General features: G+C 62.7%; 34 protein-coding genes. 29 read left to right on the plus strand and 5 right to left on the minus strand.

The window, feature by feature from the left end:
* The first annotated feature begins 89 nt into the window (after positions 1-89).
* The 16 genes from nifK (at position 90) to C1H69_RS15830 (ending at position 10,749) form a co-directional block, all read left to right on the plus strand.
* Entirely contained in the window at positions 90-1,661 is a 1,572-nt protein-coding gene (nifK, locus tag C1H69_RS15755) for a nitrogenase molybdenum-iron protein subunit beta (protein WP_102654334.1), read from the plus strand.
* Positions 1,662-1,749: 88 nt separating this feature from the next.
* Positions 1,750-1,968, plus strand: a complete 219-nt coding sequence (gene nifT, locus C1H69_RS15760; RefSeq protein ID WP_102654335.1) for a putative nitrogen fixation protein NifT — start codon at positions 1,750-1,752, stop codon at positions 1,966-1,968.
* A 16-nt stretch (positions 1,969-1,984) separates the two neighbouring features.
* Positions 1,985-2,710 (plus strand): dinitrogenase iron-molybdenum cofactor N-terminal domain-containing protein, encoded by a 726-nt coding sequence (locus C1H69_RS15765; RefSeq protein WP_102654336.1) that lies wholly within the window; start codon positions 1,985-1,987, stop codon positions 2,708-2,710.
* A gap of 9 nt (positions 2,711-2,719) precedes the next feature.
* Positions 2,720-2,989: a DUF6129 family protein gene (locus tag C1H69_RS15770; protein ID WP_102654337.1), complete on the plus strand. Its 270-nt coding sequence runs from the start codon at positions 2,720-2,722 to the stop codon at positions 2,987-2,989.
* 8 nt (positions 2,990-2,997) lie between these two features.
* Positions 2,998-3,735 (plus strand): 4Fe4S-binding leucine-rich repeat protein, encoded by a 738-nt coding sequence (locus C1H69_RS15775; protein ID WP_102654338.1) that lies wholly within the window; start codon positions 2,998-3,000, stop codon positions 3,733-3,735.
* Between the two features lie 168 nt (positions 3,736-3,903).
* Positions 3,904-5,328, plus strand: coding sequence for a nitrogenase iron-molybdenum cofactor biosynthesis protein NifE (gene nifE / locus C1H69_RS15780; protein ID WP_102654339.1), 1,425 nt, complete (start codon positions 3,904-3,906; stop codon positions 5,326-5,328).
* 10 nt (positions 5,329-5,338) lie between these two features.
* The gene (nifN, locus tag C1H69_RS15785) at positions 5,339-6,721 is read left to right on the plus strand and encodes a nitrogenase iron-molybdenum cofactor biosynthesis protein NifN (protein ID WP_102654340.1); all 1,383 of its coding nucleotides are present in this window, start codon (positions 5,339-5,341) and stop codon (positions 6,719-6,721) included.
* Positions 6,718-7,194, plus strand: coding sequence for a NifB/NifX family molybdenum-iron cluster-binding protein (locus C1H69_RS15790; protein ID WP_102654341.1), 477 nt, complete (start codon positions 6,718-6,720; stop codon positions 7,192-7,194). Before nifN ends, C1H69_RS15790 begins: the two co-directional genes overlap by 4 nt.
* Before the next feature lie 29 nt (positions 7,195-7,223).
* Positions 7,224-7,706, plus strand: a complete 483-nt coding sequence (locus C1H69_RS15795) for a NifX-associated nitrogen fixation protein (RefSeq protein ID WP_102654342.1) — start codon at positions 7,224-7,226, stop codon at positions 7,704-7,706.
* A 15-nt stretch (positions 7,707-7,721) separates the two neighbouring features.
* Positions 7,722-7,931, plus strand: a complete 210-nt coding sequence (locus C1H69_RS15800; RefSeq protein ID WP_102654343.1) for a CCE_0567 family metalloprotein — start codon at positions 7,722-7,724, stop codon at positions 7,929-7,931.
* Positions 7,932-8,050: 119 nt separating this feature from the next.
* Complete coding sequence (gene fdxB / locus C1H69_RS15805; RefSeq protein ID WP_102654475.1) at positions 8,051-8,347, plus strand: ferredoxin III, nif-specific; 297 nt, start codon at positions 8,051-8,053, stop codon at positions 8,345-8,347.
* Between the two features lie 10 nt (positions 8,348-8,357).
* On the plus strand, positions 8,358-8,681 hold the full coding sequence (locus C1H69_RS15810) for a 2Fe-2S ferredoxin (RefSeq protein ID WP_102654344.1): 324 nt from the start codon (positions 8,358-8,360) through the stop codon (positions 8,679-8,681).
* Positions 8,682-8,685: 4 nt separating this feature from the next.
* Entirely contained in the window at positions 8,686-9,189 is a 504-nt protein-coding gene (locus C1H69_RS15815; RefSeq protein WP_102654345.1) for a tetratricopeptide repeat protein, read from the plus strand.
* Entirely contained in the window at positions 9,186-9,575 is a 390-nt protein-coding gene (locus tag C1H69_RS15820; RefSeq protein ID WP_205738510.1) for a hypothetical protein, read from the plus strand. The genes C1H69_RS15815 and C1H69_RS15820 overlap by 4 nt, the downstream gene beginning before the upstream one ends.
* On the plus strand, positions 9,572-10,324 hold the full coding sequence (locus C1H69_RS15825; protein WP_102654346.1) for a DUF364 domain-containing protein: 753 nt from the start codon (positions 9,572-9,574) through the stop codon (positions 10,322-10,324). Before C1H69_RS15820 ends, C1H69_RS15825 begins: the two co-directional genes overlap by 4 nt.
* Positions 10,321-10,749, plus strand: coding sequence for a hypothetical protein (locus C1H69_RS15830; RefSeq protein ID WP_205738511.1), 429 nt, complete (start codon positions 10,321-10,323; stop codon positions 10,747-10,749). Before C1H69_RS15825 ends, C1H69_RS15830 begins: the two co-directional genes overlap by 4 nt.
* 54 nt (positions 10,750-10,803) lie before the next feature.
* Here C1H69_RS15830 and C1H69_RS15835 read toward each other — a convergent pair whose 3' ends face one another.
* Entirely contained in the window at positions 10,804-11,022 is a 219-nt protein-coding gene (locus C1H69_RS15835) for a Nif11-like leader peptide family natural product precursor (protein ID WP_102654347.1), read from the minus strand.
* A 242-nt stretch (positions 11,023-11,264) separates the two neighbouring features.
* Positions 11,265-11,687, minus strand: a complete 423-nt coding sequence (locus tag C1H69_RS15840) for a TOBE domain-containing protein (RefSeq protein ID WP_102654348.1) — start codon at positions 11,685-11,687, stop codon at positions 11,265-11,267.
* A 409-nt stretch (positions 11,688-12,096) separates the two neighbouring features.
* On the opposite strand from C1H69_RS15840, the gene C1H69_RS15845 reads away from it, so the two are divergent.
* The 13 genes from C1H69_RS15845 (at position 12,097) to C1H69_RS15905 (ending at position 22,832) form a co-directional block, all read left to right on the plus strand.
* Complete coding sequence (locus tag C1H69_RS15845) at positions 12,097-12,876, plus strand: hypothetical protein (protein ID WP_102654349.1); 780 nt, start codon at positions 12,097-12,099, stop codon at positions 12,874-12,876.
* Between the two features lie 246 nt (positions 12,877-13,122).
* Positions 13,123-13,446 (plus strand): HesB/IscA family protein, encoded by a 324-nt coding sequence (locus C1H69_RS15850; RefSeq protein ID WP_102654350.1) that lies wholly within the window; start codon positions 13,123-13,125, stop codon positions 13,444-13,446.
* 71 nt (positions 13,447-13,517) lie between these two features.
* On the plus strand, positions 13,518-14,483 hold the full coding sequence (gene nifU, locus C1H69_RS15855; protein ID WP_102654351.1) for a Fe-S cluster assembly protein NifU: 966 nt from the start codon (positions 13,518-13,520) through the stop codon (positions 14,481-14,483).
* A gap of 1 nt (position 14,484) precedes the next feature.
* Positions 14,485-15,693, plus strand: a complete 1,209-nt coding sequence (nifS, locus tag C1H69_RS15860; protein ID WP_102654352.1) for a cysteine desulfurase NifS — start codon at positions 14,485-14,487, stop codon at positions 15,691-15,693.
* 38 nt (positions 15,694-15,731) lie between these two features.
* Positions 15,732-16,883, plus strand: a complete 1,152-nt coding sequence (nifV, locus tag C1H69_RS15865) for a homocitrate synthase (RefSeq protein ID WP_102654353.1) — start codon at positions 15,732-15,734, stop codon at positions 16,881-16,883.
* On the plus strand, positions 16,880-17,677 hold the full coding sequence (gene cysE, locus C1H69_RS15870) for a serine O-acetyltransferase (RefSeq protein ID WP_102654354.1): 798 nt from the start codon (positions 16,880-16,882) through the stop codon (positions 17,675-17,677). The genes nifV and cysE overlap by 4 nt, the downstream gene beginning before the upstream one ends.
* A 23-nt stretch (positions 17,678-17,700) precedes the next feature.
* Complete coding sequence (locus C1H69_RS15875) at positions 17,701-18,240, plus strand: hypothetical protein (RefSeq protein WP_102654355.1); 540 nt, start codon at positions 17,701-17,703, stop codon at positions 18,238-18,240.
* Positions 18,237-18,584 (plus strand): nitrogenase-stabilizing/protective protein NifW, encoded by a 348-nt coding sequence (gene nifW / locus C1H69_RS15880; RefSeq protein ID WP_102654356.1) that lies wholly within the window; start codon positions 18,237-18,239, stop codon positions 18,582-18,584. Before C1H69_RS15875 ends, nifW begins: the two co-directional genes overlap by 4 nt.
* A gap of 16 nt (positions 18,585-18,600) precedes the next feature.
* The gene (locus tag C1H69_RS15885) at positions 18,601-19,071 is read left to right on the plus strand and encodes a nitrogen fixation protein NifZ (RefSeq protein WP_102654357.1); all 471 of its coding nucleotides are present in this window, start codon (positions 18,601-18,603) and stop codon (positions 19,069-19,071) included.
* Entirely contained in the window at positions 19,061-19,948 is an 888-nt protein-coding gene (gene nifM / locus C1H69_RS15890) for a nitrogen fixation protein NifM (protein ID WP_102654358.1), read from the plus strand. Before C1H69_RS15885 ends, nifM begins: the two co-directional genes overlap by 11 nt.
* Positions 19,941-21,278 carry an ATP-dependent Clp protease ATP-binding subunit ClpX gene (clpX, locus tag C1H69_RS15895; RefSeq protein WP_102654359.1) on the plus strand — a complete coding sequence of 446 codons (1,338 nt, stop codon included), beginning with the start codon at positions 19,941-19,943 and terminating at the stop codon, positions 21,276-21,278. The genes nifM and clpX overlap by 8 nt, the downstream gene beginning before the upstream one ends.
* A 138-nt stretch (positions 21,279-21,416) precedes the next feature.
* Positions 21,417-21,956, plus strand: a complete 540-nt coding sequence (locus C1H69_RS15900; RefSeq protein ID WP_102654360.1) for a flavodoxin — start codon at positions 21,417-21,419, stop codon at positions 21,954-21,956.
* A gap of 201 nt (positions 21,957-22,157) precedes the next feature.
* Positions 22,158-22,832 (plus strand): zinc metallopeptidase, encoded by a 675-nt coding sequence (locus tag C1H69_RS15905; RefSeq protein ID WP_102654478.1) that lies wholly within the window; start codon positions 22,158-22,160, stop codon positions 22,830-22,832.
* 136 nt (positions 22,833-22,968) lie between these two features.
* Here the strand turns inward: C1H69_RS15905 and cmoB are convergent, their stop codons facing one another.
* The 3 genes from cmoB to cmoA are packed head-to-tail and all read right to left on the minus strand — an operon-like array spanning position 22,969 to position 26,151.
* Positions 22,969-23,955 (minus strand): tRNA 5-methoxyuridine(34)/uridine 5-oxyacetic acid(34) synthase CmoB, encoded by a 987-nt coding sequence (gene cmoB / locus C1H69_RS15910; protein WP_102654361.1) that lies wholly within the window; start codon positions 23,953-23,955, stop codon positions 22,969-22,971.
* Positions 23,956-23,968: 13 nt separating this feature from the next.
* On the minus strand, positions 23,969-25,402 hold the full coding sequence (locus C1H69_RS15915; RefSeq protein ID WP_102654362.1) for a phospholipase D-like domain-containing protein: 1,434 nt from the start codon (positions 25,400-25,402) through the stop codon (positions 23,969-23,971).
* Complete coding sequence (cmoA, locus tag C1H69_RS15920; protein WP_102654479.1) at positions 25,399-26,151, minus strand: carboxy-S-adenosyl-L-methionine synthase CmoA; 753 nt, start codon at positions 26,149-26,151, stop codon at positions 25,399-25,401. Before cmoA ends, C1H69_RS15915 begins: the two co-directional genes overlap by 4 nt.
* Positions 26,152-26,204 lie beyond the last annotated feature (53 nt).

Below are 26,204 nucleotides of genomic sequence, written 5' to 3' on the forward strand. Positions count from 1 at the left end.
GTAACGTCCCGCTGCGGTCGGCCCGACTACCGTCCGCAGCCGGCATCCAAGATCGCCGTTCACGGATTAGTGAGGCGAAGGAGAGAGTCATGAGCCAAAATGTCGACAACATCAAACCGAGTTACCCGCTGTTCCGCGATCAGGAATACAAGGACTCGCTCGCTCTGAAGCGCGATGGTTTCGAAGAGAAGCATCCGCAGGAGACGATCGACGAAACCTTCCTGTGGACCACCACCGAGGAATACCAGGAACTGAACTTCCAGCGCGAGGCGCTGACCATCAACCCGGCCAAGGCCTGCCAGCCGCTGGGGGCGGTACTGTGCGCGCTGGGCTTCGAGAAGACCATGCCCTACGTGCATGGCTCGCAGGGCTGCGTGGCCTACTTCCGCACCTACTTCAACCGCCACTTCAAGGAGCCGATCGCCTGCGTATCCGACTCCATGACCGAGGACGCGGCGGTGTTCGGCGGCCAGCAGAACATGAAGGACGGACTGCAGAACTGTCGGGAAACCTACAAGCCCGAGATGATCGCGGTATCCACCACCTGCATGGCCGAGGTCATCGGCGACGACCTCAACGCCTTCATCAACAACACCAAGAAGGACGGTTTCGTCCCGGAAGAGTTTCCGACGCCATTCGCTCACACGCCGAGCTTCGTCGGCAGCCACGTCACCGGCTGGGACAACATGTTCGAAGGCATCGCCCGCTACTTCACCTTGAACCACATGGAAGACAAGGTGGTGGGCAGCAACCACAAGATCAACATCGTGCCGGGTTTCGAGACCTACCTGGGCAACTTCCGTGTGATCAAGCGCATGCTTGACGAGATGGAGGTCGGCTACACGCTTCTCTCCGACCCGGAAGAGGTGCTGGATACACCGGCCGATGGGCAGTTCCGCATGTATTCCGGCGGTACCACCCAGGAGGAGATCAAGGATGCCCCGAACGCCTGCGATACCCTGCTGCTGCAGCCGTGGCAGTTGACCAAGACCGAGAAGCTGGTCAAGAACACCTGGAAACACGAGGCACCCAAGATAAGCATTCCCATGGGACTGGACGGGACCGACGAATTCCTGATGAAAGTCAGCGAAATCACCGGTCATGAAATCCCGGAAAGCCTGACCAGGGAGCGGGGTCGCCTGGTCGACATGATGACCGACTCGCATGCCTGGCTGCATGGCCAGCGCTTCGCGCTGTGGGGCGATCCGGACTTCGTGCTGGGCATGGTCCGCTTCCTGCTGGAACTGGGTGCCGAGCCGACGCACATTCTCGCCAACAACGGTAACAAGCGCTGGAAGAAGGCCATGGAGGCGCTGCTGGGAACCTCGCCCTACGGCGCGAACAGTACCGTTCATGTCGGCAAGGACCTGTGGCACATGCGTTCGCTGGTATTCACCGACAAGCCCGACTTCATGATCGGTAACAGCTACGGCAAGTTCATCCAGCGTGACACGCTGCACAAGGGCAAGGAGTTCGAGGTACCGCTGATCCGTCTCGGTTTCCCGATCTTCGACCGTCATCACCTGCATCGCCAGACAACCCTGGGTTACGAAGGCGCCATGCAGATCCTGACCACCCTGGTCAATGCCGTGCTCGAGCGCCTGGACGAAGAGACCCGTGGCATGCAGACCACCGACTACAACTACGACCTGGTTCGCTGAGGTTGTGCCTGTGCCGGGGTGGCTCGCGCCGCCCCGGCATGTCCTTTGGCGAGTGTTTTCGCCGATTCCTCTGTCATGGAGTCACCTCATGCCCAATGTCATGATCCGCCGCAACCCGCAAGGTCAACTGACGTTCTACATCGCCAAGAAAGACCAGGAAGAGATCGTGCTCGCCCTCGAACATGACGGCCCCGAGCGTTGGGGAGGAGAAGTCTCCCTGGCCGATGGCTCCAGCTATTATCTCGAGCCGTTGCCGGCACCGCCCAAGCTGCCGATCACGTTGCGTGCCAAGCGAGGCGGCGGCTGAAGAATTAGGGAGGCGAATGGTGGAGCGGTCGCGATTACCGGCTCATCTGGCGCTGCGCATCGCCCTGGCGGCACGTGAACTGAGCGGAGTGGAAACCGCTCGGCTACTGGATGCCCTGCTGGCGGCGACCGGTGGGCGTATCACCGAGGCACGCCTGGGCAAGCTGCGCCTGGCCCGCTTGCGTGCCTGCCTGCGGGTATCGATCGGCGTCGCCGCGTCGGTCCCCAGCGAGCGTCAATTGCAGCGTGCCGTCGGTCTGCTCAAGGGGCGCGGCGTCAGCATGCCAGAGGAGCCGTTGCCGATTCCCCTGCCGTATTGCGAGGGTGAGGACCTGTGCGGCTCGGTGCGCATCGCCTGCGCATCCAACGAGGGCGAGCGACTGGATGGCCGCTTCAGCAATTGCGCGCGTTTTCTCATCTATCAGATATCGCCTTGTGCCAACCGCCTGATCGCACTGCGCCAACCCGCGCCGCCGGGCGAGGATGAAGACCGCCATACCGCGCGCGCGGAGCTGCTGCGAGACTGCCAGTTGCTCTACACCCTGAGCATCGGGGCTCCGGCGGCGGCCAAGGTGGTTCGCGCCGGCGTGCATCCGGTGAAGGTGGGCGACCCCGTGCCGGCACGGGAGATCGTCGAAGAGCTGCAGCGGGTGCTGGCCGCCGCGCCGCCGCCCTGGTTGGCCAAGGCCATGGGCGTGGAGCCAGACCAACGACTCCGCTTCATCTGCAATCGCCAGGAGTGAGGACTCACCATGATCGACCAGACACTGCTTTCCAGCGTGATTCAACGGGCCGAGAAGGACACGCTCGATGAGACGTTGATCGCCAGCCTGCGCAGCGCTTATCCCGGGGTGCACTTCACCTTGTGCATGGACGACGACATTGCGGTCAACGCCAAGCCCGTCGCCGAGCGGTTGGGCTTCAATGTCTATCTCGTCAATTCCAGCGATCACTGCTCGGTGCTGACCAACGATCCCGATGCCGCCTCCGGATTCGTGCTGGCGGAAGTCATTGCAGATTAAGGCGCCCCATGCCGGACGATACAGATCAGGACATCACCCCCATCGGCGATTGCCGCGCCTGCTCCTTCCGCCGCAGCCTGCTGTTGGCCGGCCGCTGTACGCCAGGCAACACCTGTGTGGCGGTGCACAGCGGACGGCAGATCGATCGTTTCTTCCGCCACAACCCGCAGATGGCGACGCAGTACCTGGGTGACCCATTCTGGGAACGCCGTGCCATCGCCGTGCGCTATGCGCCGGTCGAGACTCTCGTCCCGCTGATGCGCGACAGAGACGAAGCGGTACGCCGGGCCGTGGCCTATCGCTTGCCTCGCGAGCAGCTCTACGAACTCATGCATGACGAGGATCGCGAGGTACGCATCACCGTTGCCGATCGTCTGCCGCTCGAACAACTGGAGCGGATGGCCGACGATCGCGACTATCTGGTCCGCGCCTATGTGGTCCAGCGAATCGCGCCGGGGCGCCTGTTCCGTTTCATGCGCGACGACGACCGTCAGGTACGCAAGCTGGTCGCCATGCGCCTTCCGCAGGAGAGCCTGGGGCTGATGGCCATGGATCCGGAACCGGAAGTCCGTCGCATCGTCGCCTCGCGTCTCTTCGGGGACGACCTGCTCGACCTGCTTCACGACGATGACTGGACGGTGCGCCTGGCCGCGGTGGAAAACGCGCCGCTGGAGGCCCTGCGCCAGCTCGATGATCAGGACCCGGAGGTGCGACGCGCCATTGCCGAGCGTCTGGCCGACATTTGAGACTCGCGGCATCGTGGTCATGCCACATTCCTTGTCGCAAAGCCGACAGCAAGGCACTTTTCCGACAACCACGAAATTGATGAATTTGCTTTAAATCAATGGGATAGATTCTGGTATGGGCATTGCAAGGCGTGTGTATGCCGCAACGACGAATCAGAGGGGGATGTGATGAAAGCCAAGGACATTGCCGAGCTGCTCAATGAACCCGCTTGCACCCACAACAAGAAGGAGAAGTCCGGCTGTGCCAAGCCCAAGCCGGGAGCCACCGACGGCGGTTGCGCCTTCGATGGCGCGCAGATCGCCCTGCTGCCCATCGCCGACGTGGCACACATCGTCCATGGTCCCATCGCCTGCGCCGGCAGTTCCTGGGACAACCGCGGCACCCGTTCCAGCGGTCCCGAACTGTACCGCATCGGCATGACCACCGATCTCACCGAGCAGGACGTGATCATGGGGCGTGCCGAGAAGCGCCTGTTTCACGCCATTCGCCAGGCGGTGGAGAGCTACGCACCGCCGGCGGTGTTCGTCTACAACACCTGTGTGCCGGCACTGATCGGCGACGACGTCGATGCCATCTGCAAGGCCGCCGGCGAGCGCTTCGGCACCCCGGTGGTGCCGGTGGACGCCGCCGGTTTCTACGGTACCAAGAACCTCGGCAACCGCATTGCCGGCGAGGCCATGGTCAAGTACGTGATCGGCACCCGCGAACCCGATCCACTGCCGGCGGAGGCCCGGCGCGAGGGTATCCACGTGCATGACGTCAATCTGATCGGTGAATACAACATCGCCGGTGAGTTCTGGCATGTACTGCCGCTGCTCGACGAGCTGGGTCTGCGGGTGCTGTGCACGTTGTCCGGCGATGCGCGTTTTCGCGAGGTGCAGAGCATGCATCGCGCCGAGGTCAACATGATGGTCTGCTCAAAGGCCATGATCAACATCGCCCGCAAGTTGCAGGAACGCTACGGTACGCCCTGGTTCGAGGGCAGCTTCTACGGCATCACCGATACCTCCCAGGCGTTGCGCGATTTCGCCCGGCTGATCGGCGACGACGACCTCGATGCGCGCACCGAGGCCCTGATCGAACGCGAGGAGGCGCGTATTCGCACGGCTCTAGAGCCTTGGCGCGAGCGGCTGTCCGGCAAGCGCGTGCTGCTCTATACCGGAGGGGTGAAGTCCTGGTCGGTGATCTCGGCGTTGCAGGACCTCGGCATGAAGGTTGTCGCCACCGGCACCAAGAAGTCCACCGAGGAGGACAAGGCGCGTATACGCGAATTGATGGGCGACGACGTGAAGATGCTCGACGAGGGCAACCCCCGCGCACTGCTCAAGACCGTGGACGACTACCAGGCCGATATCCTGATCGCCGGCGGACGCAACATGTACACCGCGCTCAAGGCGCGCATTCCGTTTCTCGACATCAACCAGGAGCGCGAATTCGGCTACGCCGGCTATGACGGCATGCTGGAACTGGTGCGTCAGCTGTGCCTGACCCTGGAAAGCCCGGTGTGGGAGGCGGTGCGCCGCCCGGCACCCTGGGCGCGGCTCGGTACCGTGCCGCCGACCGTCCAGCCACAACACGTCGTGAACGGCTGAGGAGGGCGACATGGCCGAGATTCTCAAACGCAAGAAAGCCCTGGCCGTCAGCCCGTTGAAGGCCAGCCAGACCATGGGCGGGGCTCTGGCCTTCCTCGGTTTCGCCCGCAGCATGCCGCTGATGCATGGCTCCCAGGGCTGTACCGCCTTCGCCAAGGTGTTTTTCGTGCGTCATTTCCGCGAGCCGGTGCCGCTGCAGACCACGGCGATGGACCAGGTCAGTTCGGTGATGGGTGCCGACGACAATATCGTCGAGGCGCTCAAGGTGATCTGCGAAAAACAGCACCCGGCGATCATCGGTCTGGTCAGCACCGGCCTGGCGGAAACCCAGGGTTGCGACATGGCCCGGGCACTGCACGAGTTCCGCCGCGAGTATGACGAGTTCGCCAATGTGGCCATCGTGCCGGTCAGCACGCCGGATTTCTCCGGTTGCTTCGAGAGCGGCTTCGCCACGGCGGTCAAGGCGATCATCGAAACCCTGGTGCCGGAGGAGCGGGGGCGGGCCGGTCAGCGACCGCGTCAGGTCAATGTCCTGTGTTCGGCCAACCTGACCCCCAGCGATCTGGAATTCATCTGCGACAGCATCGAGAGCTTCGGCCTGCGCCCTTTGTTGATTCCCGACCTGTCCGGCTCCCTCGACGGTCACCTGGACGATGCCTCGTTCAACCCGTTGACCACCGGCGGGCTGTCCCTGGACGAACTGGCCACGGCGGGGCAGAGCGCCGCCACCCTGGTGGTCGGGCAGAGCCTCCATGCCGCCGCCGATATCCTGGCCGAACGGACCGGTGTGCCGGAGCAGCGTTTCGGCCTGCTGATGGGGCTGGACGCGTTGGACCAGTGGTTGATGGCCCTGGCCAGGATCAGCGGCAAGCCGGTACCGGAGCGCTGGCAGCGGCAGCGCCGTCAGTTGCAGGACACCATGCTCGACACCCACTTCATGCTCGGCGATAGCCGTGTCGCCATCGCCGCCGACCCCGATCTGCTGCTCGCTTTCGATGCGTTGTTGCGTGGCATGGGGTCGCGCACGGTCAGTGCGGTGGTGCCGGCTCAGGCCCGGTCATTGGTCGACTCGCCGTTGGCCTGCATACGGATCGGGGATCTTGAGGATTTGGAGCACGATGCCCGCGAGCGGCAGGCGCAACTGGTCCTCGGCAATAGCCATGCCCTGGCCAGCGCCGAACGTCTCGGCGTGCCGATGTTGCGTGTGGGTTTTCCTCAGTATGACTTGCTTGGCGGTTTCCAGCGTTGCTGGATCGGCTACCGAGGCACCAGCCAGGCGTTGTTCGACATCGCCAACCTGCTGGTCGAGCACCACCACGGCATTGCCCCGTATCGTTCGGTCTATGCGCAGAAACCCGCTGGCGAGGCGATCCATGGGAGGCATGAATCATGACCACCATGACCCGACGACTGCAAGTCCTGGACGATCAGAATGACGGCACCCTGCTCAAGGTGGCGTTCGCCTCCGCCGACCGGGCAAGGGTCGACCAGCACTTCGGCTCGTCCAAGGCATTCGTCATCTACGGCGTTACGCCGGACCATGCCCAGTTGCTGTCGGTGGCCGAGTTCGACGATCACGAACAGGACGGCAACGAGGACAAGCTGATCGGCAAGCTATCCCTGCTCGACGGCTGCATCGCCGTGTATTGCCGCGCCTGTGGCGCCTCGGCGGTGCGCCAGTTGCTGGCGATCGGCGTACAGCCCGTCAGGGTGACCGAATCGGCGCTCATCGCCGAACTGATCGAAACCCTCCAGGCCGAGCTGCGCGAGGGGCCATCGGCGTGGTTGGCCAAGGCCGTCCAGCGCGCCAAGGGGGGAGACAGCCGACGTTTCGATGCCATGGCCAGTGAAGGCTGGGACGAGTAGGGAATACCATTTTTTACGAGGAAGCCAGCATGTACGACGAATTGGAAGGCAAGCAGGTGGTGCAGGAGGACGATGCGGCGATACAGCAGCCGATCATCCGCCAGATGGTAGTGCAGTTGCGTGCGATGGACAGCTACGGCACCTATGACACCTGGAGCGACGCCCGCGTGCTCGATCCCCTGGTGTTGACCAAGGAGCGCCGCCGGGCCATTCCGGTGGTGGGCGACCCGGATGAGACCACGCTATCGAGGGTCCGTGCCTACTACAACGCCATCGCCCAGATGCTCGAACGGGAAACCGGGTTGCTTGCCGTGCCGGTGATCAACATCAGCCACGAGGGCTTCGGTCGCGCACTGATCCTGGTCGGCAAGCTGGTCGCGCTGGACAAGACGCTGCGCGACGTCCATCGCTTTGGTTTCGCCTCGCTCGATGCGTTGATTGCCGAGGCGGAGAAGTCGCTGGTCCAGGCCGCGGGCATGGTCAGCGAGCACCGCGCCGTCGCCGAACTATGACCGCAGGAGGTGGACATGAGCGATGAAGAGTTCAAGGCCCTGAAGAAAGAAGTCAGCCAGAAAAAGCGTATCGCGACCGAATGGGCTTCGCAGATCCACGACCTGGTCGAGGACCGCCTGTTGAGCGGTTACGACGAACTGCCGGAGCTTGCCCAGCGTACTCATCAGGCTTGCCTGGACTGGGCCGAGGCCAAGGCACGGCTGGATCGCGTCGATGTATCCTGATCGCGCGGCGCGGCATGGGCAGATGGAAAAAGCGATAGAAACAGGGACATACCCGCCGAAGGAACGGCCAGACAGATAACCGTTGACTGCCATCATTCGTGATGGACGAGAGAGAAACCATGGCAGAGACAGTGATCACCGGGCGTACCCGGGGCGGAGCCGAATGGGTGCCGCAATTCGTCACCGCACTGAATGCGCAGACATGCATCGGTTGCGGCCGTTGCTACAAGGTCTGTCCGCGTGACGTGTTCACGCTGGTCGAACGTGGCGAGATGGTCGATGACGACGACGATTTCGATGACGATGACGAAATGTCGGTCATGTCCATCAAGGATGAACTCGACTGCATCGGCTGCATGTCCTGCGCCAGGGTCTGCCCCAAGAAGTGTCATAGCCACGCAGCCCTGGCGGGGTGAGGAAACGCTCATGGCCAAGCCCGATTACCACATCTTCGTCTGTGTCCAGAGTCGCCCGGAAGGGCACCCGCGCGGCAGTTGCGGCGCCAAGAGCACGGGAGCATTGTTCGACGCCTTCTCCCAGGCGTTGATCCAGCGCAATCTGCTGGGTCGCGTGGCGTTGACAGGTACCGCTTGCCTCGGACCGTGCCAGGCCGGAGCCAACGTACTGATCTATCCCGGTGCGGTCATGTACAGTTGGGTCGAGCCACAGGAGGCCGCCGAGATCATCGAGCAGCATATCCTCAGTGGTGAGCTCATTACCGACAGGCTCACGCCGGCCGAGCTCTGGTAGCGACATGTCCAACGTCACGCTGCTGCGTTCCAAGCGCGCCTTCTTTTCCGATACGGTGCCGCAAGCGTTGCGCTACCTGCTCGACCACGCGCTGTGCGCCGATGCACCGGAAACCGTGGAAGCCCTGTTGCTGGAAGCGCGACGCCGTTGGCCACAGGAGCCTGATGCGCATATCGGCCTCTACAAGTTCTACTTCGTCAATGGCCGCTATCGCGAAGCCGAGGCCGCCGTCTGGGCGGCCTTGCGTGCGGCTGCCGCTGGTGCTGGCTTCGATCGCAACTACCGGCGGCTACACGCCCATAGCGCCGACTGGAGCCGGCGACGCGGGCTCGAACGTCTGTATCTGTTCAGTCTCAAGGCGCTGGGGGTGATCCGCTTGCGCCGAGGCAAGGTGGACGCGGCGCGACGGGCGCTGGAAAAGCTGCTGGAACTGGATCCGGTCGATGAAATCGGCGGCGATGCCTTCCTGCAGATCGCCTTATCATTCAGCGAGGAGTCCGTCCGATGATGATGTCCCTGGATGAACGCTCCTTGGACGAGCGTCTGCAAGAGGTCCAGCCACTGTTCGATGAAATCTGGACAGCGCTGGCCGCCAGCCTGCGCCAAGCCGGCATCGAGCGGGATATCTCGGTAGCCGGCACGCCGAGCAGTCATGCCAAGCTACGAGAAGACCCCTACGATCACAGCCTGGCGCTGTATTGCGAATGGCATGATTCCGCGGGGAAATGTCTGGGCAGCGCCCTGGTCTATGCCGATGGCCTGGTATTCGTCGAGTTCGATGTGCTATTGCCACATCCGCGCGATCCACGCTGGTTCATCGAGGCGGCGACGGCCTGGGGTTACGCCGGAGCGTTGAAAAGCGAACTGCGACTGTTGCGAGCCCTCGAAGAATGAACGGATTGTATGACTGGCTGCTCGACAGTGGTACCGACAGCGCGGTGCTGCAACGTCTATGCCTGGGATTGAGCTGGACCCTGGCCGAGGTGGGCGACAACCAGGGCTTCGCCTTCAGCCCCCGGCGGGTGCCGCGCACCCTGAGTTGGGCGGGCACCCTCGGCGGGCAACCGAGCGACACGCTGCGCCCCTGGCTGCTGTCGTGGGACGCCGCCGAAGCGGCCGTCGGCCTTGCGGTGCTCAATGCCTGCGTCAATCGACCGAATGGATGCGTGGCACGGGCCAAGCCGCTATCCGATGCCGCCGTGCCTGGTCATCTGCGTGTCTTCGCCCATTTTCGCCCCCGGCTGGAGGGGCGACGGGTGGTGGTGATTGGCCACTACCCCGGCCTCGACCGGCTCTGGCAGGGCTTCGCCCATCACTGTCTGGAGCGTCAGCCCCAGGCCGGCGACCTTCCCGACAGCGCCGCCGAATACCTGTTGCCCGAGGCCGACTGGGTGTTCGTCACCGCCAGCAGCATCGCCAACAAGACCCTGCCACGCTTGCTGGAACTATCCCGTCAGGCTCGGGTGGTATTGATGGGGCCGAGCCTGCCCTGGCTATCCGGCTGGCGCCAGTTCGGTGTCGACTACCTGGCCGGCGTGCGTGTGCTGGATGCCGATGCCGCCCACCGCACCGTCGCCGAGGGTGGCGGCACACGGCTGTTCGCCGGGCCGGTGGAGTACGCATTATTGGAGTTGCAACCATGATCGGACAGAATGCCGCCGAGGCACTGTCTTGGCGGATATTGCTATGCCACAAGCATCCAGTGAGTGCACGCCTGCATTTTCTCGTCCCGCTGCGTGCAGGCGTGGTGTTGCCGCAACCCTTGCCGGAATTGTCCGTGTTCGCCGAGGCACGATCCAGCGACCTGGTACAGGCGCATCCCGCCAGCGCCTTGCGTCATCTGCAGGAGTGTCTCGGCATCGGCCACACGCTCGAGCTGGTCAGCGAGTTCCAGGTCGGCATGGAGGTGCCGGGCATGACCCTGCCGGTCTATCTCGCCGCATTGCCGGGTCACGACCTGTGTCCGGCCCCCACCGACACTCGCTGGATCGAACTGTCGAAGAGCATCGGCATGCCGTGGCTCGATCGTGAATTGCTTCGGCGTGCCTATGAGGTGCTGATCGGGTAGGCCAACGAGCGGCGAACGGGGATGGAGACCATCCCCGTGTGTCCGACAATGCAATCAGACGCGCAACAACGCCTTGGCCAGCTTTTCCGAGAACTGTTCTTCGGTGAACTGCGGCTCGTTCGGTGGGTAGAGTTCGACTTCATCGATGGTGAAGCCATACTCCTTACCCAGCGCGATCAACTCGCGGACCTTCTCGCAGGCTTTCAATTTCTCGGCCAGGAGCCGATCGGTCTTGGCTTGATCCGAGAAAGATTTGATTTCTTTGATGGACATGCTGTTCTCTCTGTTGCGATTCAGTGGAAAGCAAGGCTGAGCAACGCCTTGCGCAAACCCTAATGCAACATTGATGCCTTGATTTCATCATTATGAAATCAATTGATTATGTCCATTCCTCTGTCGTATTACCGACAATCGCGACACACGGCGCGGTAAACCTCACCACCGCGTCCGACCGAGCGTGACGGGGTTGCCACGGCTGGCCAGCGACGCGGTGATGGTTACCCATGTCGGTTCGTTCAGTCGACGGCGATGATGATATGGGAAGCCTTGATCAGGGCGGTGCAGGGTTGTCCCACGGCCAAGGCCAGTTCCGACACACTTTCGTTGGTGACTATCGCGGTGATCCCCTGACCGGTGGGCAACTGCAAGATCACCTCGCTATTCACGGCGCCAGGAATGATTCCGCTCACGGTGCCTTGCAGCCGGTTGCGGGCACTGATCTTCACTTCGGGGTCGGGGGACAGCAGGATGAAGCTGGCCTTGATCAAGGCCAGGGCGGGCTTGCCCGGCGCGAGTTGTAGCCTCTCGATGCTGTCGTTGGTGATGTTGGCAACGACGACCAGCTCGTTTCCCAGGTCGAGCACCACGTTGCCGTTGACGGCTCCCTTCTTGATTTCCTTTATCGATCCAGACAGTTGATTGCGTGCACTGGTTTTCATGATAGCGATGCCCCTTGCTTTGATCGTTGGAAATATTTCACAACATGTTGCGCAAGAAAAGTTCCACGACTCCATTTATAGTAGAATAATGCTTATAAAACAATAAATTGCTGCCCATGGGGCACATTGCGTCTACGCAGGTCGTGTCGTATAGACTACATTGTCATGTCTCGCTATGTTGTTTTGTATATAACTTGACAGGGAAATTCACTGTTCTCATCCCCCGCGCTACGTACAAAATAGCCAATAATGAAGGATGGTCCACGTTTGGAACGAGATTTGCCTGTGCTATTTTCGTTGTATTGAGTTATTCATATCGGTGTTTGGGTGCATGTGAAGGAAACGCTTGCAATTCAGTAATTGATAACTATTATCATTTGAGTTGGCGCACCTAACTGGAGCATCCGTTATGCTTGATCCCATTCGTTCTACCTCGCCCATGATCGATAGCTTCGCTTTCGACTATGACGGCTTCACTGTGCTGCGTGGTTGCCTTCCGAAGTCGGTGATCGATCATTATGCCGCCGCCGTGGCCGCCTACCTGCTGCGTTGCGAGCCTCCCAAGATGGGCGTGCGACAGGTGCATCCGGAGGTCCTGCGCCGTCGTCAGGCGGTGTATGGCCGGACGACCGGTATATCGGGACTGGTGTTGCACGAGCGAGTGCTGAAGCCGCTGAACATGCTGGCGGGGGAGAGTAGCTACCTCCTGGGTGTCGGCAGCCTGGAGAGCGAGCAGGTGCTGTCGGCTTGCAATGCATGTGCCGGCGCGCCGGCACATCTGAGCGTATGGATCGCGTTGCGTTCCATCCCCCTGGAAGCCGGCCTCAAGGTCAGTCCCGGTAGCCATGCTCACAGCCGCCGCAGTTTGCAGCGCCTGCTGGCGGCGGAGCCGGCGCTGGCCGGCAGGCTGCAGCGGATGCGCGAGGAGGGTGCCAGCCTGGAGCAGTGGCGCGAGCTTGAAACGCATCTGCTATGGGCCTTGCGCGCGCAGGAAGAGCAGCAGGCGGAGCAGAACATGCGCCTGCTGGCGCTGCACAAGGGCGATGTGCTGATTCAACAGCAGGGCCTGATCAGTTCGGCGGCAAGAGTCGAGGGCCGCAGTTGCCTGGTCGCACGCTATGGCGCGGAGCAACTACACCGCAACCACTATTTCAGTGATCTTGGCACGCTCCCCAGCGCTCCGGTTTGATGCGCCTTTCGTCCATACCCCGATCCTCGGGCTGGGATGCCTCGCAAATGGACGAGTGCATGTCGTAAACCTGACAACCTCTCCTCGCAGGTCTTGTTCGCGACAGGTTTTCACTCCCCGGGTTTTTCTTTAACGTACTAATAAAACTATATATTTTTATTGAAATATCCAGTATGGCCCCCCCCTTGCTCTGATCTCTTCGTCAGGTTGCCGCGAGCAGCCAGCTACAGCCGAGGAGATATTTCAATGATAACCATGACCGACAGCGCCGCAGCCGCCGTCAATCGCTTCATGGCCAACGCCGATAAGCCGGTCGTTGCTCTGCGCATCCGCGTCGAGGACGGTGGCTGCTCGGGCCTGAAATACAGTCTGAAGCTGGAAGAGAGTGGCTCCGGAAACGACCAGACAGTCGATTGCGGTGGAATCACCCTGCTGATCGACGACACCAGCGCCCCCTTGCTCAGTGGCGTGACCATGGACTTCGTGGAAAGCATGGAGGGGAGCGGCTTCACCTTCGTCAACCCGAACGCCAGCAGTAGCTGTGGATGCGGAAAATCCTTCGCCTGCTAGGCAACCCCTGCTAGGCAACATGAGGTCGCCGGTAGCGCCGGGGCCCAACAGACATCGGGAGATCAGCCGTCATGTGGGACTACTCGGAAAAGGTCAAGGAACACTTCTACAACCCGAAGAATGCCGGTGCGGTGTTGGATGCCAATGCCGTCGGTGATGTCGGCTCACTGAGCTGTGGCGATGCCCTGCGTCTGTCGCTGCGTGTGGACCCGGATACGAATATCATCGAAGACGCGGGGTTCCAGACCTTCGGCTGTGGTTCGGCCATCGCCTCGTCATCCGCGCTGACCGAGATGGTCAAGGGCTTGACGGTCGACGATGCGCTGAAGATCAGCAACCAGGATATCGCCGATTACCTCGATGGCCTGCCACCGGAAAAGATGCACTGTTCGGTGATGGGCCGCGAAGCCCTGCAGGCCGCCGTCGCCAATTACCGTGGCGAGGAGTTGGAGGACGACCACGAAGAGGGTGCCCTGGTCTGCAAGTGCTTCGCCGTGGACGAGGTCATGGTACGCGACACCATCCGTGCCAATCACTTGTCCAGCGTCGAGGACGTGAGCAACTACACCAAGGCCGGCGGTGGTTGCTCGGCCTGCCATGAAGCCATCGAGAATATTCTTGGAGAAGAGCTGGCCGCTCGTGGCGAGACCTTCACTCCGGCGCCTATCAAGGCCCGGTCGCCCAGGAAATCGGCCAGGCAGCCACTGGTGGCGCTCGACGTGGCCGAGCCCGAACCCGAGCCGACTCCGTCCGCCGCTCCCGCTGGCAAGCTGACCAACGTGCAGCGCATCCGGCGTATCGAAGCGGTCTTGGAGTCGATCCGTCCGACCTTGCAGCGCGACCATGGTGACGTGGAACTGATCGATGTCGATGGCAAGAACGTCTACGTCAAGCTGACCGGCGCCTGTATCGGTTGCCAGATGGCCAGCATGACCCTGGGCGGTATCCAGCAGCGACTGATGGAGGATCTGGGCGAGTTCGTCAAGGTGATTCCGGACAACAGCGCGCCAGCCAAAACTCAGATCGCGGGGGTGTGAGATGAACGACGTCTATCTCGACAACAATGCTACCACTCGGGTGGATGACGAAGTGGTCCAGGCCATGCTGCCGTTCTTCACCGAGCAGTTCGGCAACCCGTCATCGTTGCACAGCTTCGGCAACCAGGTCGGCCATAGCCTGAAACGCGCCCGGCAGAGCCTGCAGACGTTGCTCGGTGCCGAGCACGACTCGGAGATCATCTTCACCTCCTGTGGTACCGAGTCCGACTCCACCGCCATTCTTTCGGCGCTCAAGGCGCAGCCGGAGCGCAAGACCATCATCACTACCGTGGTCGAACACCCGGCGATACTGACCCTATGCGACTACCTGTCCAGCGAGGGTTACACCGTGCACAAACTGGCGGTGGACAATCGCGGTCGTCTCGACCTCGAGGAGTACGCTGCTCTGCTGAGCGACGATGTGGCGGTGGTTTCGGTGATGTGGGCCAACAACGAAACCGGCAACCTGTTTCCCGTCGAGGAGATGGCGTGCCTGGCCGATGAGGCCGGCATCATGTTCCATACCGATGCCGTGCAGGCGGTGGGCAAGGTGCCGCTGGACCTGAAGAACTCATCGATTCACATGCTTTCGCTCTCCGGGCACAAATTGCACGCACCCAAGGGTGTCGGCGTACTCTACTTGCGTCGCGGTACGCGCTTTCGCCCGCTGCTGCGCGGTGGCCACCAGGAGCGTGGGCGCCGGGCCGGGACCGAGAACGTCGCCTCGATCATCGGCCTGGGCGTGGCCGCCGAGCGTGCCCTGCAGTTCATGGAGCACGAGAACAGCGAAGTCAGGCGCCTGCGCGACAAGCTCGAAGCCGGCATTCTCGCCGAGGTGCCCTACGCCTTCGTCACTGGCGACCCGGACAACCGGCTGCCCAACACCGCCAATATCGCCTTCGAGTACATCGAGGGAGAGGCCATCCTGTTGCTGCTCAACAAGGTCGGTATCGCCGCATCCAGCGGTTCGGCCTGCACCTCCGGTTCGCTGGAGCCGTCGCACGTGATGCGTGCCATGGACATTCCCTACACCGCAGCCCATGGCACCGTGCGGTTCTCCCTGTCGCGCTATACCACCGACGCCGAGATCGAACACGTGATTCGTGAAGTGCCGCCGATCGTGGCCCAGTTGCGCAAACTGTCGCCGTACTGGAGTGGCAACGGCCCATTGCAGGAAAGCGGCAAGGATTTTGCCCCTGTCTACGGCTGAACGCGGCGCAGCGCCTCTTCAACGCACGGGAGATAGCTATGAGCACAGTGGTCATCGATGACACCACCCTGCGTGACGGTGAACAGGGTGCCGGCGTGGCCTTCAATGCCGAGGAGAAGATCGCCATCGCTCGTGGCTTGGCCGACATCGGAGTGCCGGAGTTGGAGATCGGCATTCCCAGCATGGGCGAGGAGGAGCGCGAGGTGATGCGTGCCATCGCCGCCCTCGGCTTGCCTGTCCGGCTGCTGGCGTGGTGCCGGCTGTGCGATTTCGACCTGCGGGCGGCGTTGGACAGTGGCGTGGGCATGGTCGACCTGTCGCTGCCGGTGTCCGACCTGATGTTGCGCCACAAGCTCGATCGCGATCGCGACTGGGCGTTGAGGGAGGTCTCCCGGCTGGTCCGCGAGGCACGCATGGCGGGGCTGGAGGTGTGCCTGGGCTGTGAAGACGCCTCGCGGGCCGATATGGAGTTCATCGTGCGTGTGGCGGAGGTCGCCCAGGCCGCCGGCGCCCGGCGTCTGCGCTTCGCCGATACGGTGGGGGTGATGGAGCCGTTCGGCATGTACGAGCGTTTCCTTTTCCTGCGCCAGCGCCTGGACATCGAGCTCGAGGTGCACGCGCACGACGACTTCGGTCTGGCCACCGCCAATACCCTGGCCGCGGTGAAAGGCGGTGCCAGCCATATCAACACCACGGTCAACGGCTTGGGCGAGCGTGCCGGCAACGCGGCGCTGGAAGAGTGCGCGCTGGCCCTGACGCATCTCCACGGCATCGACAGCGGTATCGACACGCGCGGCATCCCGGCCATCTCGGCGTTGGTCGAGCAGGCATCGGGGCGTCAGGTGGCATGGCAGAAGAGCGTGGTCGGTGCCGGGGTATTCACCCATGAGGCGGGCATTCACGTCGATGGTCTGCTCAAGTATCGGCGCAACTACGAAGGGCTCGATCCCGACGAACTCGGTCGCAGCCATAGCCTGGTGTTGGGCAAGCACTCCGGCTCGCACATGGTTCAGACCAGCTATCAGGCCCTGGGCATCGAGCTGCAAGACGGCCAGAGCCAGGTTCTGCTCAACCGTATTCGTGCCTTTTCCACCCGCACCAAGCGTAGCCCCGAGGCCGACGAGTTGGAGGCCTTCTATCGGCAATTGTACGAGGAACCGGCCGTACCGCTGGTTGGAGGGGCGACATGAGCCTGTTTGGAGAGTGGCGCGAGGATATCCGCTGCGTGTTCCAGCGCGATCCCGCCGCGCGTACCCCCTTCGAGGTGCTGACCACCTATCCGGGGGTCCACGCGGTCATGGCCCACCGCCTGGCCCACCGCCTGTGGCGGGCCGAATGGCGCTATCCGGCACGCCTGCTGTCGTTCCTCGCACGGCTGGTGAGCAATGTCGATATCCACCCTGGCGCACGCATCGGCGCGCGCCTGTTCATCGATCACGGCGCTGGCGTGGTGATCGGGGAGACCGCCGAGATCGGCGAGGACGTAACCCTCTATCACGGCGTCACGCTGGGTGGCACCAGTTGGCACAAGGGCAAGCGCCACCCGACCCTGGGCGATGGCGTGCTGGTCGGTGCCGGAGCCAAGATCCTCGGGCCGATCACCATCGGCGCCCAGGCTCGGGTCGGCGCCAATTCGGTGGTGGTGTGTGAGGTGCCACCCGCCTGCACCGTGGTCGGCATTCCCGGCAAGGTGGTCAAGGTGCGCGAGGCCGGTCGTCTCAATCCCTATGGGGTCGACCTCGACCATCACCTGATTCCCGACCCGGTCGGCAAGGCCATCGCCTGCCTGCTGGAGCGACTCGATAGCCTCGAGAAACGGGTCGAGGCGGGTGATCCGATCGTCTCCGGTAGCCAGCAGCAGCTTTACCAGAGTTGCGATCCGGACAATGACATCTGCGAAAACGACTGTGCCGGCGGTGGCATCGCCCTGGGCCAGGTGCCTGGGCACAGACGCACCACCACGCTCGGCACGACGGCCGATTGAGCGCCCAAGCGCAAGGAGCACCCATGGATCTGCAGGACTTCAATGGCGATGGCCTCTACTTCGACGAGCCGCTGCCGGCGGACATCGAAGCCCGCCTGGCCGCTGCCGCCCGACAGTACAGCCAGGGCACGGCTGAACGCCCGCTGCTCGAGGCATGGGCGCTGGCTCCGGACAACCTCTGTGTACTGGTCGGATTGTACCGCTTCTATTACTACCAGCATCGCTATATGGATGCCCTCGACATCGCCACTCGGGTCATGACGATCGTCGCGCCGCGTCTGGCATTGCCATCGGCGTGGAACGAAATCGACGACCGCCATCTGATGTCGGCGAAGGAGCATGGCGTCGGACTGCTGCGCTTCTATTTGCTGGCGCTCAAGGGGGCCGGCTATCTATGCCTGCGCCTCGGCCATTTCGAAAAGGGCAAGGCCATGCTCGCCAAGGTCGTGGAGCTTGACATCGACGACCGACTGGGCGCCCGACTGCTGCTCGATGTCGTGACGGCCAATACCGGCCAAATCCTGCCCTTTCCCACTGCGGCCACCGCGGAGATACGACCATGACCACGCAAGGCTTTTCCCCGGATTCCGACCTGACGCTGGACGAGGCCATGGAGGATCTGGTCTCCGCCGAGGACTTCCTCGACTTCTTCGGCGTGAGCTATGCCCAGGAGATCGTCCACGTCAACCGCCTGCATATCATGCAACGCTACCATGACTACCTGAGCAAGGCCGGCGACCTCGACGAACATGGCGATTGTGCGCGTCACGACATCTATCGTCAGTTGCTGACGTGCGCCTATCAGGACTTCGTCGAGTCCGATGCCCAGACCGAAAAGGTATTCAAGGTCTTCCACATGCATGAACCGCAGAAGACCTTCGTCTCCATCGACCAACTGTTGGGCTGAGCCAAGGGAGGATGCCATGACCCTGCCGCGCTTCGACTATGGCGAGGAGGTACGCCTGATCCGTAATGTGCGTAACGATGGCACCTATCCGGGATTGGAAACCGGCGTGCAGCTTGTACGCCGCGGTGAAGTGGGATGTGTCTATGATGTCGGTACCTACCTGCAGGACCAGATCATCTATCGTGTGCATTTCCTTGGAGTGGGGCGCACCGTCGGCTGTCGTGAAGAGGAACTGATTCCCGCCTCGTCGCCCTGGATTCCCAACCGTTTCGAGTTTCGCGATGACGTGGTGACCGCCTGCGACTTGGCCATTCGTGGCGAGGTGGTGATCGTCAAGGGTCAGGCGGGCAGTATCGAGAAGGTGTTGCGCGATCAGCCGCAGGGCATTCAGTACCACGTGCATTTCGGCAATGGCCGGGTATTGCAGGTGCCCGAGCATAGCCTGATTCCGGCCGGGGAAGGGGAGGCAACCAGCGATGGGCAATGAACGACGACAAGCGGGGCCGGGCGGCAGCCCCTACCATCTCCTGAAAGTCGCCCATGAGCGGTTCGAGCGGGCGCCGGGCGATCTCGACGAACAGCAGTTGCGCCAGGCCCAGCGCATCGCCGCCCGACAGCTGCAGATCGAAGAGGCGGTGTTGCATAGCCCGGAAGCGTTGGGTGTGGTGATCCCATCCTCGCAGGTGGACGATGCCTGGACACGTCTCGGCAACCGCTACCAGGATGCCAACGTCTTGCGACAAGCCCTCGCGGCCTGTGGCCTGGACCAGGCCCGGATGAAAGAGGCGCTGGCCCGCGAACTGAAGGTCGAGGCGGTGCTCGCTCGTGTCTGCGCCGGCCTGCCGGAGGTCGACGACGCCGAGGCCGGACGCTACTACCACGACCATCCGGAGCAGTTCACACGCCCGGCCTCGCGTCAGGCGCGACATATCCTCGTCACCATCAACGCCAGCTATCCGGAAAACACTCGCGAGGTGGCGCTGGCCCGCATCGAGGCCATCGCCAATGATCTGTACCGCGAGCCGAAGCGCTTTGCCGACCAGGCGCTGAGGCATTCGGAATGCCCGACCTCATTGCAGGGGGGGCAGCTTGGCAACGTCAAGCCGGGCACGCTGTATCCCGAGCTCGAGGCCTGTCTGTTCGAGATGGCGCAGGGGCAGATCAGCCCGGTCATCGAATCGCCCCTGGGGTTCCACCTGTTGTACTGCGAAGCCGCCTTGCCGGCCATGTTGTTGCCCCTCGACAAGGTTCTGACGCCCCTGCGCGAAAAACTCCAGGCGCATCGGCGCAAGGTCCACCAGCGCCAGTGGCTGGAAAGCCTGCTGCAACGTACCCCTCGGAAGGAGAACCAGGCCCATGGCTGATACCGAAACCCCCTGCTGCTCTTTCTGCGGGGCGGAGAAGAGCCCCGACATACCCTTGATCGCCGGTAACGAAGGGCGTATCTGCGAAGCCTGCGTCAAGCTCGCCCACCAGGTCGTGAGCAGTTGGGGGCAACGGCGCAAGAGCGAGCAACTGGCGCCGCAATTACGAACGCCCTCTGCCTATCGACGGCACCTGGACGAGTCGGTGATCGGCCAGGAAGCGGCCAAGGATACCCTGGCGGTGGCGGTCTACAATCATTATCTGCGCCTGCTCAACTGTGAACGTGGCCCCGCCTGCCAACTCGGCGAGCAGATAGAGCTGGAGAAGTCCAATATCCTCATGGCCGGGCCTTCCGGCACCGGCAAGACGCTGCTGGTGCGCACCCTGGCGCGTATTCTCGGCGTACCCTTCGCATCGGCCGATGCCACCACGCTGACCCAGGCCGGCTATGTCGGTGACGACGTCGACAGCATCATCTCGCGTTTGCTGGAGGCGGCCGGTGGCGATGTGCAGCAGGCCCAATGGGGCATCGTGTACATCGACGAGGTCGACAAGCTGGCCAAGCGCAGCGGGGGAGGCTCGGCGGTACGCGATATCTCCGGGGAGGGGGTGCAGCAGGCTCTGTTGAAGATGGTCGAAGGTACCGAGGTGCGCATTTCCAAATCGACCCGGCGCAACGAACAGGGCGAGGAACAGGTGGTCGACACCCGCAACATCCTGTTCATTGCCGGTGGCGCCTTCCCAGGCCTCGACACCATGGTCTTCAGCCGGGTCCAGCCGAAGGACACGGGTATCGGCTTTCACTCCCAGCCGGCTCAGGAGAAGCCCAGCACCAACGAACTGCTGGTTTCCCTGATGCCGGACGATCTGCACGAGTTCGGGCTTATTCCCGAGTTCATCGGGCGTTTTCCGATCATCACCTTCCTGCAGGAGCTGGACCACGAGATCTTGCTGCGGATTCTCACCGAACCGCGCAATGCCTTGGTGAAACAGTACCAACAGCTTTTCCTCTATCAGAACGTGGCCCTGGAGATCACCCCTGCGGCCCTGAGCCATATCGCCGACCAGGCCCTGCAACGCAAGACCGGTGCCCGTGGCCTGCGTGCGGTACTGGAAGCCGCCTTGCAGCCGGTCATGTTCGACATGCCGTCACAGCCCCTGCTGCGACGCTGTACCCTGGACCTGGTGGCAGAGGGAGGGCATGCAAGGCTGCACGTATCGCAAATACTGGCCGAAGAGGGAAAAGAGGACGATACGGCATCGACGGAGTCGTCATTTGCCACGTCGGAAAACGCCGCGCAAACGCCGCGCATGAGCCTTGATGTGTAACCCCATTGATGAATCGATTGACTTCATACGTCGGACCCATGCCGTGGTCCGTTTCTCCACTGATGACAGCGGGTCGGGACGCCCGAGTGGGCTGACGACCTGAAAGAGCTTTCACATTTGCAACCAGAGGTGAGTGATATGGCCAGGATCGGACTCTTTTTCGGCACCAGTACGGGGAAAACCCGCAAGGTTGCCAAAATGATCAGGAAGCAACTCGGTGAAGATACCGCTGAGGCCCCTCTCAACGTCAATCGCACCACACCGGAGGACTTCGCCCAATACGAATTCCTGATTCTGGGTACGCCGACGCTGGGTGACGGACTACTGCCCGGGCTTTCGGCCGACTGCGAGGATGAAAGCTGGGAGGAGTTCCTGCCCAAGCTGGAGGATACCGACTTCAGTGGCAAGACGATCGCGCTGTTCGGGCTGGGCGACCAGATAGGGTATGCCGACGAGTTCCTCGACGGGATGATCGCGCTCTATGACTTCTTCAGCGAGCGTGGCGCCAGGATCGTCGGTGCCTGGCCGACCGAAGGTTACGAGTTCGAACACTCCGAGGCCGTGGTCGACGACAAGTTCGTCGGCCTGGCGTTGGACCTGGACAACCAGAGTGGCTTGACGGAGGAGCGGGTCAAGACATGGTTGGCGCAGATCGCACCGGATTTCGATCTAGTGTAGTGAATCAGACGTCGGCTGCTTAGACTAATCTTGGCGGCACCCGTTGCCGCCATGCACCAGGGGCTCGAAAATCGGAGAGCAGGCTGAGAATAGTCATGTTTCTGTTGTTGTGCCTCATCAAGCCGGTACCGATGGGATAGCCGCATGCCAAATCCGGTAAGCTGGAACGCCTGAGGGTGGGAAAGCGACGAGGTGATGGATATGGCGGTACTGCTGATCGGTGTGTTGCTGCTGATCTTTATTCTGCCCAACTACTGGACCAAGTGGGTATTGTCACGTCATGCCCGGCCGCGTGACGACTATCCAGGTACCGGGGGAGAACTGGCCAGGCATCTGCTCGAACGCCTCGGCATCGAGGGAGTGGAGGTGGAAGTCTCCGAACATGGCGACCACTACGACCCGACGGCGCGGCGGGTGCGGTTGTCGCCGGAGCACTATGAGGGCCGCTCGCTGACCGCGGTGACGGTAGCCGCCCACGAGGTTGGCCACGCCATTCAACATGCGCGGGGTTATGCGCCTCTGCTGGCGCGCACCCGGCTGGTCGGGATGGCGCAGCAGGCCGAGAAGATCGGCGCTCTGCTGATGATGGCTGCCCCCTTCCTGTTCATACTGACGCGACTGCCCGGCGGCATGCTGATCGTTGTGTTGGCAGCGCTGATCAGCTTCGGTACTGCAGCGATGGTACACCTGGTGACCCTGCCGGTGGAGTTCGACGCCAGCTTCCAGCGGGCCCTGCCGCTGCTCAAGGACTATGTGCCACCCTACGACATGCCGGGGGCCCGGCATGTGCTCACCGCCTGTGCCTTCACCTACGTGGCGGCATCGCTGGCCAGTATTCTGAACCTGGGGCGATGGCTGGTGATTCTGCGGCGTTAGGGAAACAAATGCCTGCGCGAGCGAATCGCTTTGTTACTGCGGTGCTCAGACCAGTCACATATACCCCATATGCTCCTGGTCTTGCGCTCCTCGCGCCTTGCGCTTCATCTCGCTCGGCGATTTGTTCAGCGTTTCCCTATTTGGGCTTGTTGGCGAGAATTACGGCACGACGCGGAGCAGGGTAGCCCTCGCGGGTCTTGCTCGGGTTGTGCGGGTCGAGAAAATCAGCCAGGGACTGGAAGGTCATCCAGTCTGTCGAACGCTGCTCGTCGAGGCTGGTGACGGCTTCATCGACGACACGCACGTTATCGAACCCGCAGCGTTCGATCCACTGGCAAAGCGCCGCGGAGGAGGGCAGGAAGTAGACGTTGGGCATGGCGGCATAGCGCTCGCCGGGTAGCAGCACCGTCGTTTCGTCGCCTTCCACCACCAGGGTCTCCAGCACCAGTTCGCCGCCCGGCCGCAGGGCATCCTTCAGCTGCAGCAGGTGCTCCAGTGGTGAAGGCCGGTGGTACAGCACGCCCATGGAAAAGACCGTGTCGAAGAAGGCGAGCCGGCTCGGGACATCCTCGATGCCGACCGGCAGGAAGTGGGTGCGTCCGCCATCCGTGCCGCCGACGAAGTGCCGCACCGCCTGGAACTGATAGTAGAAGCGCGGCGAGGGATCGATCACCAGCACGAAGTCGGCGCCGGCGCCGCTCATGCGCCAGGCGTGGTAGCCGCTGCCGCCCCCTACGTCCAGGACTCGTCGGCCGCGCAGGTCGGCCAGGTGCGGAGCCACCCGCTGCCATTTCCAGTCGGAGCGCCATTCGGTATCGATGGAGATTCCCCCCAGGCGATAGGGACCCTTGCGCCAGGGAATGAGTTGTCGCAGCAGGTTCTCGCACTGGCGTCGCTGCGAATCGGTGAGGTCGCAGTCGACCGTAACCGTATCGGCATCCAGCCGCACCTGCCGTTCGACGGGCAGGGCCGGTAGCCTGGAGACCGCCTTCTCCCAGGCGGGCAGGTCACCGTAGCGCTGACGGTCCAGGCCCGCGGCCAGCTGTTCGGGCAGCCGCGCGAGCCAACGGTCCAGCCCCTGGTCGATGAAGGCGCGATAGAGTTCACGATGAGGGTGGGACATACCGGTTCCTGTCTTAAAAAACGCACCAGCCACTGGCTTCCATGGCACGGTAGCGCCAGTAGCGCAGCCGCGAAGGGTCGGCATGGGCGGCATAGGTCGTGCTGTAATGTTCGTGGGACGTATTGTGCCAGTGCCGCTCGAAGGCGTCTCGCGCACGGTCGATGGCCGGGTGCGCAAGGGTGGCTTCGAGCTGGACATTGAGCTCGAGGTTGAGGTCGTCGAGGCTCCGACGCGTCAGATTGGCGGACCCGGCCAGCAGCGTGGCGGGGCGGTTGCCACCGCTACGCAGCAGCAGCTTGCCGTGGGCCTGTTCGCCCCGGGTATCGCTCCAGCGAACGGCAATGCCCGCTTCATGCAGGTCCCGAGACGCCTGGCGATTGGGGATGCCGGGGCTGGGGCGTCCGAAATGCGCCTTGTTGGGATCGAGCAGCACCCGGATCGCCACCCCCCGCCGATGGGCGCCGAGCAGAGCCTTGATCATGCCGCGATGCGACAGGTAGAGCGTCTCGATATCGAGCTGCTCGCCGGGCTGTGCGGTCTCGACGGTGTGGAGAAGAGCGTCGCGGATGGCTCCTTCGCTGAGGATTCGCAGCCGTGGGGTGGCGGTCGACAGTTGAGCCGCGGGGGGCGGGGTTGGTACTGTCAGCCCGGAGGCGCCCGAGAAGCCGGCGATCCCGGCCTCCGACGCCATCAGGTCCAGGGCGGCGGAACCCGACAGGGTAAGGGCAAGGTCGCGGTAGTCGCTGCTGCCGTCGTCGAGATTGGCGGAGCTGACTATCGCCCGCCAGCCATCGCCATCATCGACCACCAGGGTCTTGCGGTGATTGGCGTTCAGGTTGAGAGCCGCGAGATAGCTGCGCAGGGTGGCGCGTCCAGGACCCACCGGGTTGGGCAACCAGCCGTTTCGGGTGGTATTTCCCCATTGCCGGATGGCCAGCCGCCACAGGGCATTCCAGGTGGGATTGGGGTCGCGACTGGCGGAGAGGCGGGTGATGATCACCTGCGCCCCCGCGGCACGAAGTTCCGTGAGGTGGGTGGCCTGGTGGCCACCATACGCGGTATTGATGGGGTCGGTGATCAGCACGATCTCGAGTTCCGGCATCTCCCGCTTGCGTGCCAGCAGGGCATCGACCAGTTCGAAGGAAACCCGGCGATGGCAATCCGGTGGTGAATCGGCCGGGTCGTTGAACTGAAAGATATCGATCATCACCAGTCGCCGCGCCTGGCCAATCAGGCGTAGCCACTCGTCGACGATCTGCTGGCGGCAGTGGCGCTGCCCGTCGGCATCGAGAAATGTCTCGTCGAGCAGCAGCCGGGAGTCGCCGGCGTCGCGCCATGGGCCGGTGACCTTCAGTCCGGACGGAAGCGGTTTCCGGGAGTGCCACCAGGCCGTGGCGACATAGAGACCCAGCCCCGCGCCCAGCAGCACGATCCATAACCCGCTCATGGCGACTCATAGGTCTTGAAGGCGATCAGCGAGGCAAAGTTGAGGTACTGGAACCAGGTCAGCGAACGGGGGAAGCCGGCCTTGCCGAGGCGGTCATGGTGGGCCTCGAGGGTATCCGGGATCAGCACGTTCTCGAGCGCGGTCCGCTTCTGGCTGATTTCCAGATCGCTGTAACCGTTGGCGCGCTTGAAGTCGTGGTAGCGTTCCACGCGCCAGGCATTGTCCTGCTCGTCGGGGTCGATGACCTTTTCGGAGAGGACCAGTACCCCGCCCGGTTCCAGGGCGTCGTATAGCCTGGCAATCACCGCGTCCCGGTCTTCGGGAGACAGGAACTGCAAGGTGAAATTGAGCACGATCATGCCCGTGGCCTGATAGTCGAGTGTACGAATATCGCCTTCGATCACCTGAATGTCATGGTCGGGGCATTCGGCCGCCAGGGTTTCCCGCGCCCGCGCCACCATGGCCGGCGAGAGGTCCACCCCGGTCAGCCGGAAGGCATCGGGGGGCAGCTGGCTGGCCAGCGCCAGGCCCACCGCACCCAGCGAGCAGCCCAGGTCATAGACGTGGGCGCCATGGCGCAGGTGACGCTGGGCGATGAGGCCCAGCATGCCCAGGATCTGACCGTAGCCCGGCACCGAGCGGCGGATCATGTCCGGGAAGCAGGCGACCACCCGCTCATCGAAGGAGAATTGCGCAACCCGGTCCAGGGGTGTGGAAAAGATCGCGTCACGGTAAGATACATGACTCATGGGGCGTGCCGGAAAGTGCGAGTTGGCCACCATGTTACGCGTGTCACAGGCTG

The sequence above is a fragment of the Billgrantia endophytica genome, assembly GCF_002879615.1.
Classification (GTDB): domain Bacteria; phylum Pseudomonadota; class Gammaproteobacteria; order Pseudomonadales; family Halomonadaceae; genus Halomonas; species Halomonas endophytica.

Coding starts and splice junctions, on each gene's coding strand:
- nifK (WP_102654334.1), top strand. CDS start 90: ATGAGCCAAAATGTCGACAACATCAAACCGAGTTACCCGCTGTTCCGC.
- nifT (WP_102654335.1), top strand. CDS start 1,750: ATGCCCAATGTCATGATCCGCCGCAACCCGCAAGGTCAACTGACGTTC.
- C1H69_RS15765 (WP_102654336.1), top strand. CDS start 1,985: ATGGTGGAGCGGTCGCGATTACCGGCTCATCTGGCGCTGCGCATCGCC.
- C1H69_RS15770 (WP_102654337.1), top strand. CDS start 2,720: ATGATCGACCAGACACTGCTTTCCAGCGTGATTCAACGGGCCGAGAAG.
- C1H69_RS15775 (WP_102654338.1), top strand. CDS start 2,998: ATGCCGGACGATACAGATCAGGACATCACCCCCATCGGCGATTGCCGC.
- nifE (WP_102654339.1), top strand. CDS start 3,904: ATGAAAGCCAAGGACATTGCCGAGCTGCTCAATGAACCCGCTTGCACC.
- nifN (WP_102654340.1), top strand. CDS start 5,339: ATGGCCGAGATTCTCAAACGCAAGAAAGCCCTGGCCGTCAGCCCGTTG.
- C1H69_RS15790 (WP_102654341.1), top strand. CDS start 6,718: ATGACCACCATGACCCGACGACTGCAAGTCCTGGACGATCAGAATGAC.
- C1H69_RS15795 (WP_102654342.1), top strand. CDS start 7,224: ATGTACGACGAATTGGAAGGCAAGCAGGTGGTGCAGGAGGACGATGCG.
- C1H69_RS15800 (WP_102654343.1), top strand. CDS start 7,722: ATGAGCGATGAAGAGTTCAAGGCCCTGAAGAAAGAAGTCAGCCAGAAA.
- fdxB (WP_102654475.1), top strand. CDS start 8,051: ATGGCAGAGACAGTGATCACCGGGCGTACCCGGGGCGGAGCCGAATGG.
- C1H69_RS15810 (WP_102654344.1), top strand. CDS start 8,358: ATGGCCAAGCCCGATTACCACATCTTCGTCTGTGTCCAGAGTCGCCCG.
- C1H69_RS15815 (WP_102654345.1), top strand. CDS start 8,686: ATGTCCAACGTCACGCTGCTGCGTTCCAAGCGCGCCTTCTTTTCCGAT.
- C1H69_RS15820 (WP_205738510.1), top strand. CDS start 9,186: ATGATGATGTCCCTGGATGAACGCTCCTTGGACGAGCGTCTGCAAGAG.
- C1H69_RS15825 (WP_102654346.1), top strand. CDS start 9,572: ATGAACGGATTGTATGACTGGCTGCTCGACAGTGGTACCGACAGCGCG.
- C1H69_RS15830 (WP_205738511.1), top strand. CDS start 10,321: ATGATCGGACAGAATGCCGCCGAGGCACTGTCTTGGCGGATATTGCTA.
- C1H69_RS15835 (WP_102654347.1), bottom strand. CDS start 11,022: ATGTCCATCAAAGAAATCAAATCTTTCTCGGATCAAGCCAAGACCGAT.
- C1H69_RS15840 (WP_102654348.1), bottom strand. CDS start 11,687: ATGAAAACCAGTGCACGCAATCAACTGTCTGGATCGATAAAGGAAATC.
- C1H69_RS15845 (WP_102654349.1), top strand. CDS start 12,097: ATGCTTGATCCCATTCGTTCTACCTCGCCCATGATCGATAGCTTCGCT.
- C1H69_RS15850 (WP_102654350.1), top strand. CDS start 13,123: ATGATAACCATGACCGACAGCGCCGCAGCCGCCGTCAATCGCTTCATG.
- nifU (WP_102654351.1), top strand. CDS start 13,518: ATGTGGGACTACTCGGAAAAGGTCAAGGAACACTTCTACAACCCGAAG.
- nifS (WP_102654352.1), top strand. CDS start 14,485: ATGAACGACGTCTATCTCGACAACAATGCTACCACTCGGGTGGATGAC.
- nifV (WP_102654353.1), top strand. CDS start 15,732: ATGAGCACAGTGGTCATCGATGACACCACCCTGCGTGACGGTGAACAG.
- cysE (WP_102654354.1), top strand. CDS start 16,880: ATGAGCCTGTTTGGAGAGTGGCGCGAGGATATCCGCTGCGTGTTCCAG.
- C1H69_RS15875 (WP_102654355.1), top strand. CDS start 17,701: ATGGATCTGCAGGACTTCAATGGCGATGGCCTCTACTTCGACGAGCCG.
- nifW (WP_102654356.1), top strand. CDS start 18,237: ATGACCACGCAAGGCTTTTCCCCGGATTCCGACCTGACGCTGGACGAG.
- C1H69_RS15885 (WP_102654357.1), top strand. CDS start 18,601: ATGACCCTGCCGCGCTTCGACTATGGCGAGGAGGTACGCCTGATCCGT.
- nifM (WP_102654358.1), top strand. CDS start 19,061: ATGGGCAATGAACGACGACAAGCGGGGCCGGGCGGCAGCCCCTACCAT.
- clpX (WP_102654359.1), top strand. CDS start 19,941: ATGGCTGATACCGAAACCCCCTGCTGCTCTTTCTGCGGGGCGGAGAAG.
- C1H69_RS15900 (WP_102654360.1), top strand. CDS start 21,417: ATGGCCAGGATCGGACTCTTTTTCGGCACCAGTACGGGGAAAACCCGC.
- C1H69_RS15905 (WP_102654478.1), top strand. CDS start 22,158: ATGGCGGTACTGCTGATCGGTGTGTTGCTGCTGATCTTTATTCTGCCC.
- cmoB (WP_102654361.1), bottom strand. CDS start 23,955: ATGTCCCACCCTCATCGTGAACTCTATCGCGCCTTCATCGACCAGGGG.
- C1H69_RS15915 (WP_102654362.1), bottom strand. CDS start 25,402: ATGAGCGGGTTATGGATCGTGCTGCTGGGCGCGGGGCTGGGTCTCTAT.
- cmoA (WP_102654479.1), bottom strand. CDS start 26,151: ATGAGTCATGTATCTTACCGTGACGCGATCTTTTCCACACCCCTGGAC.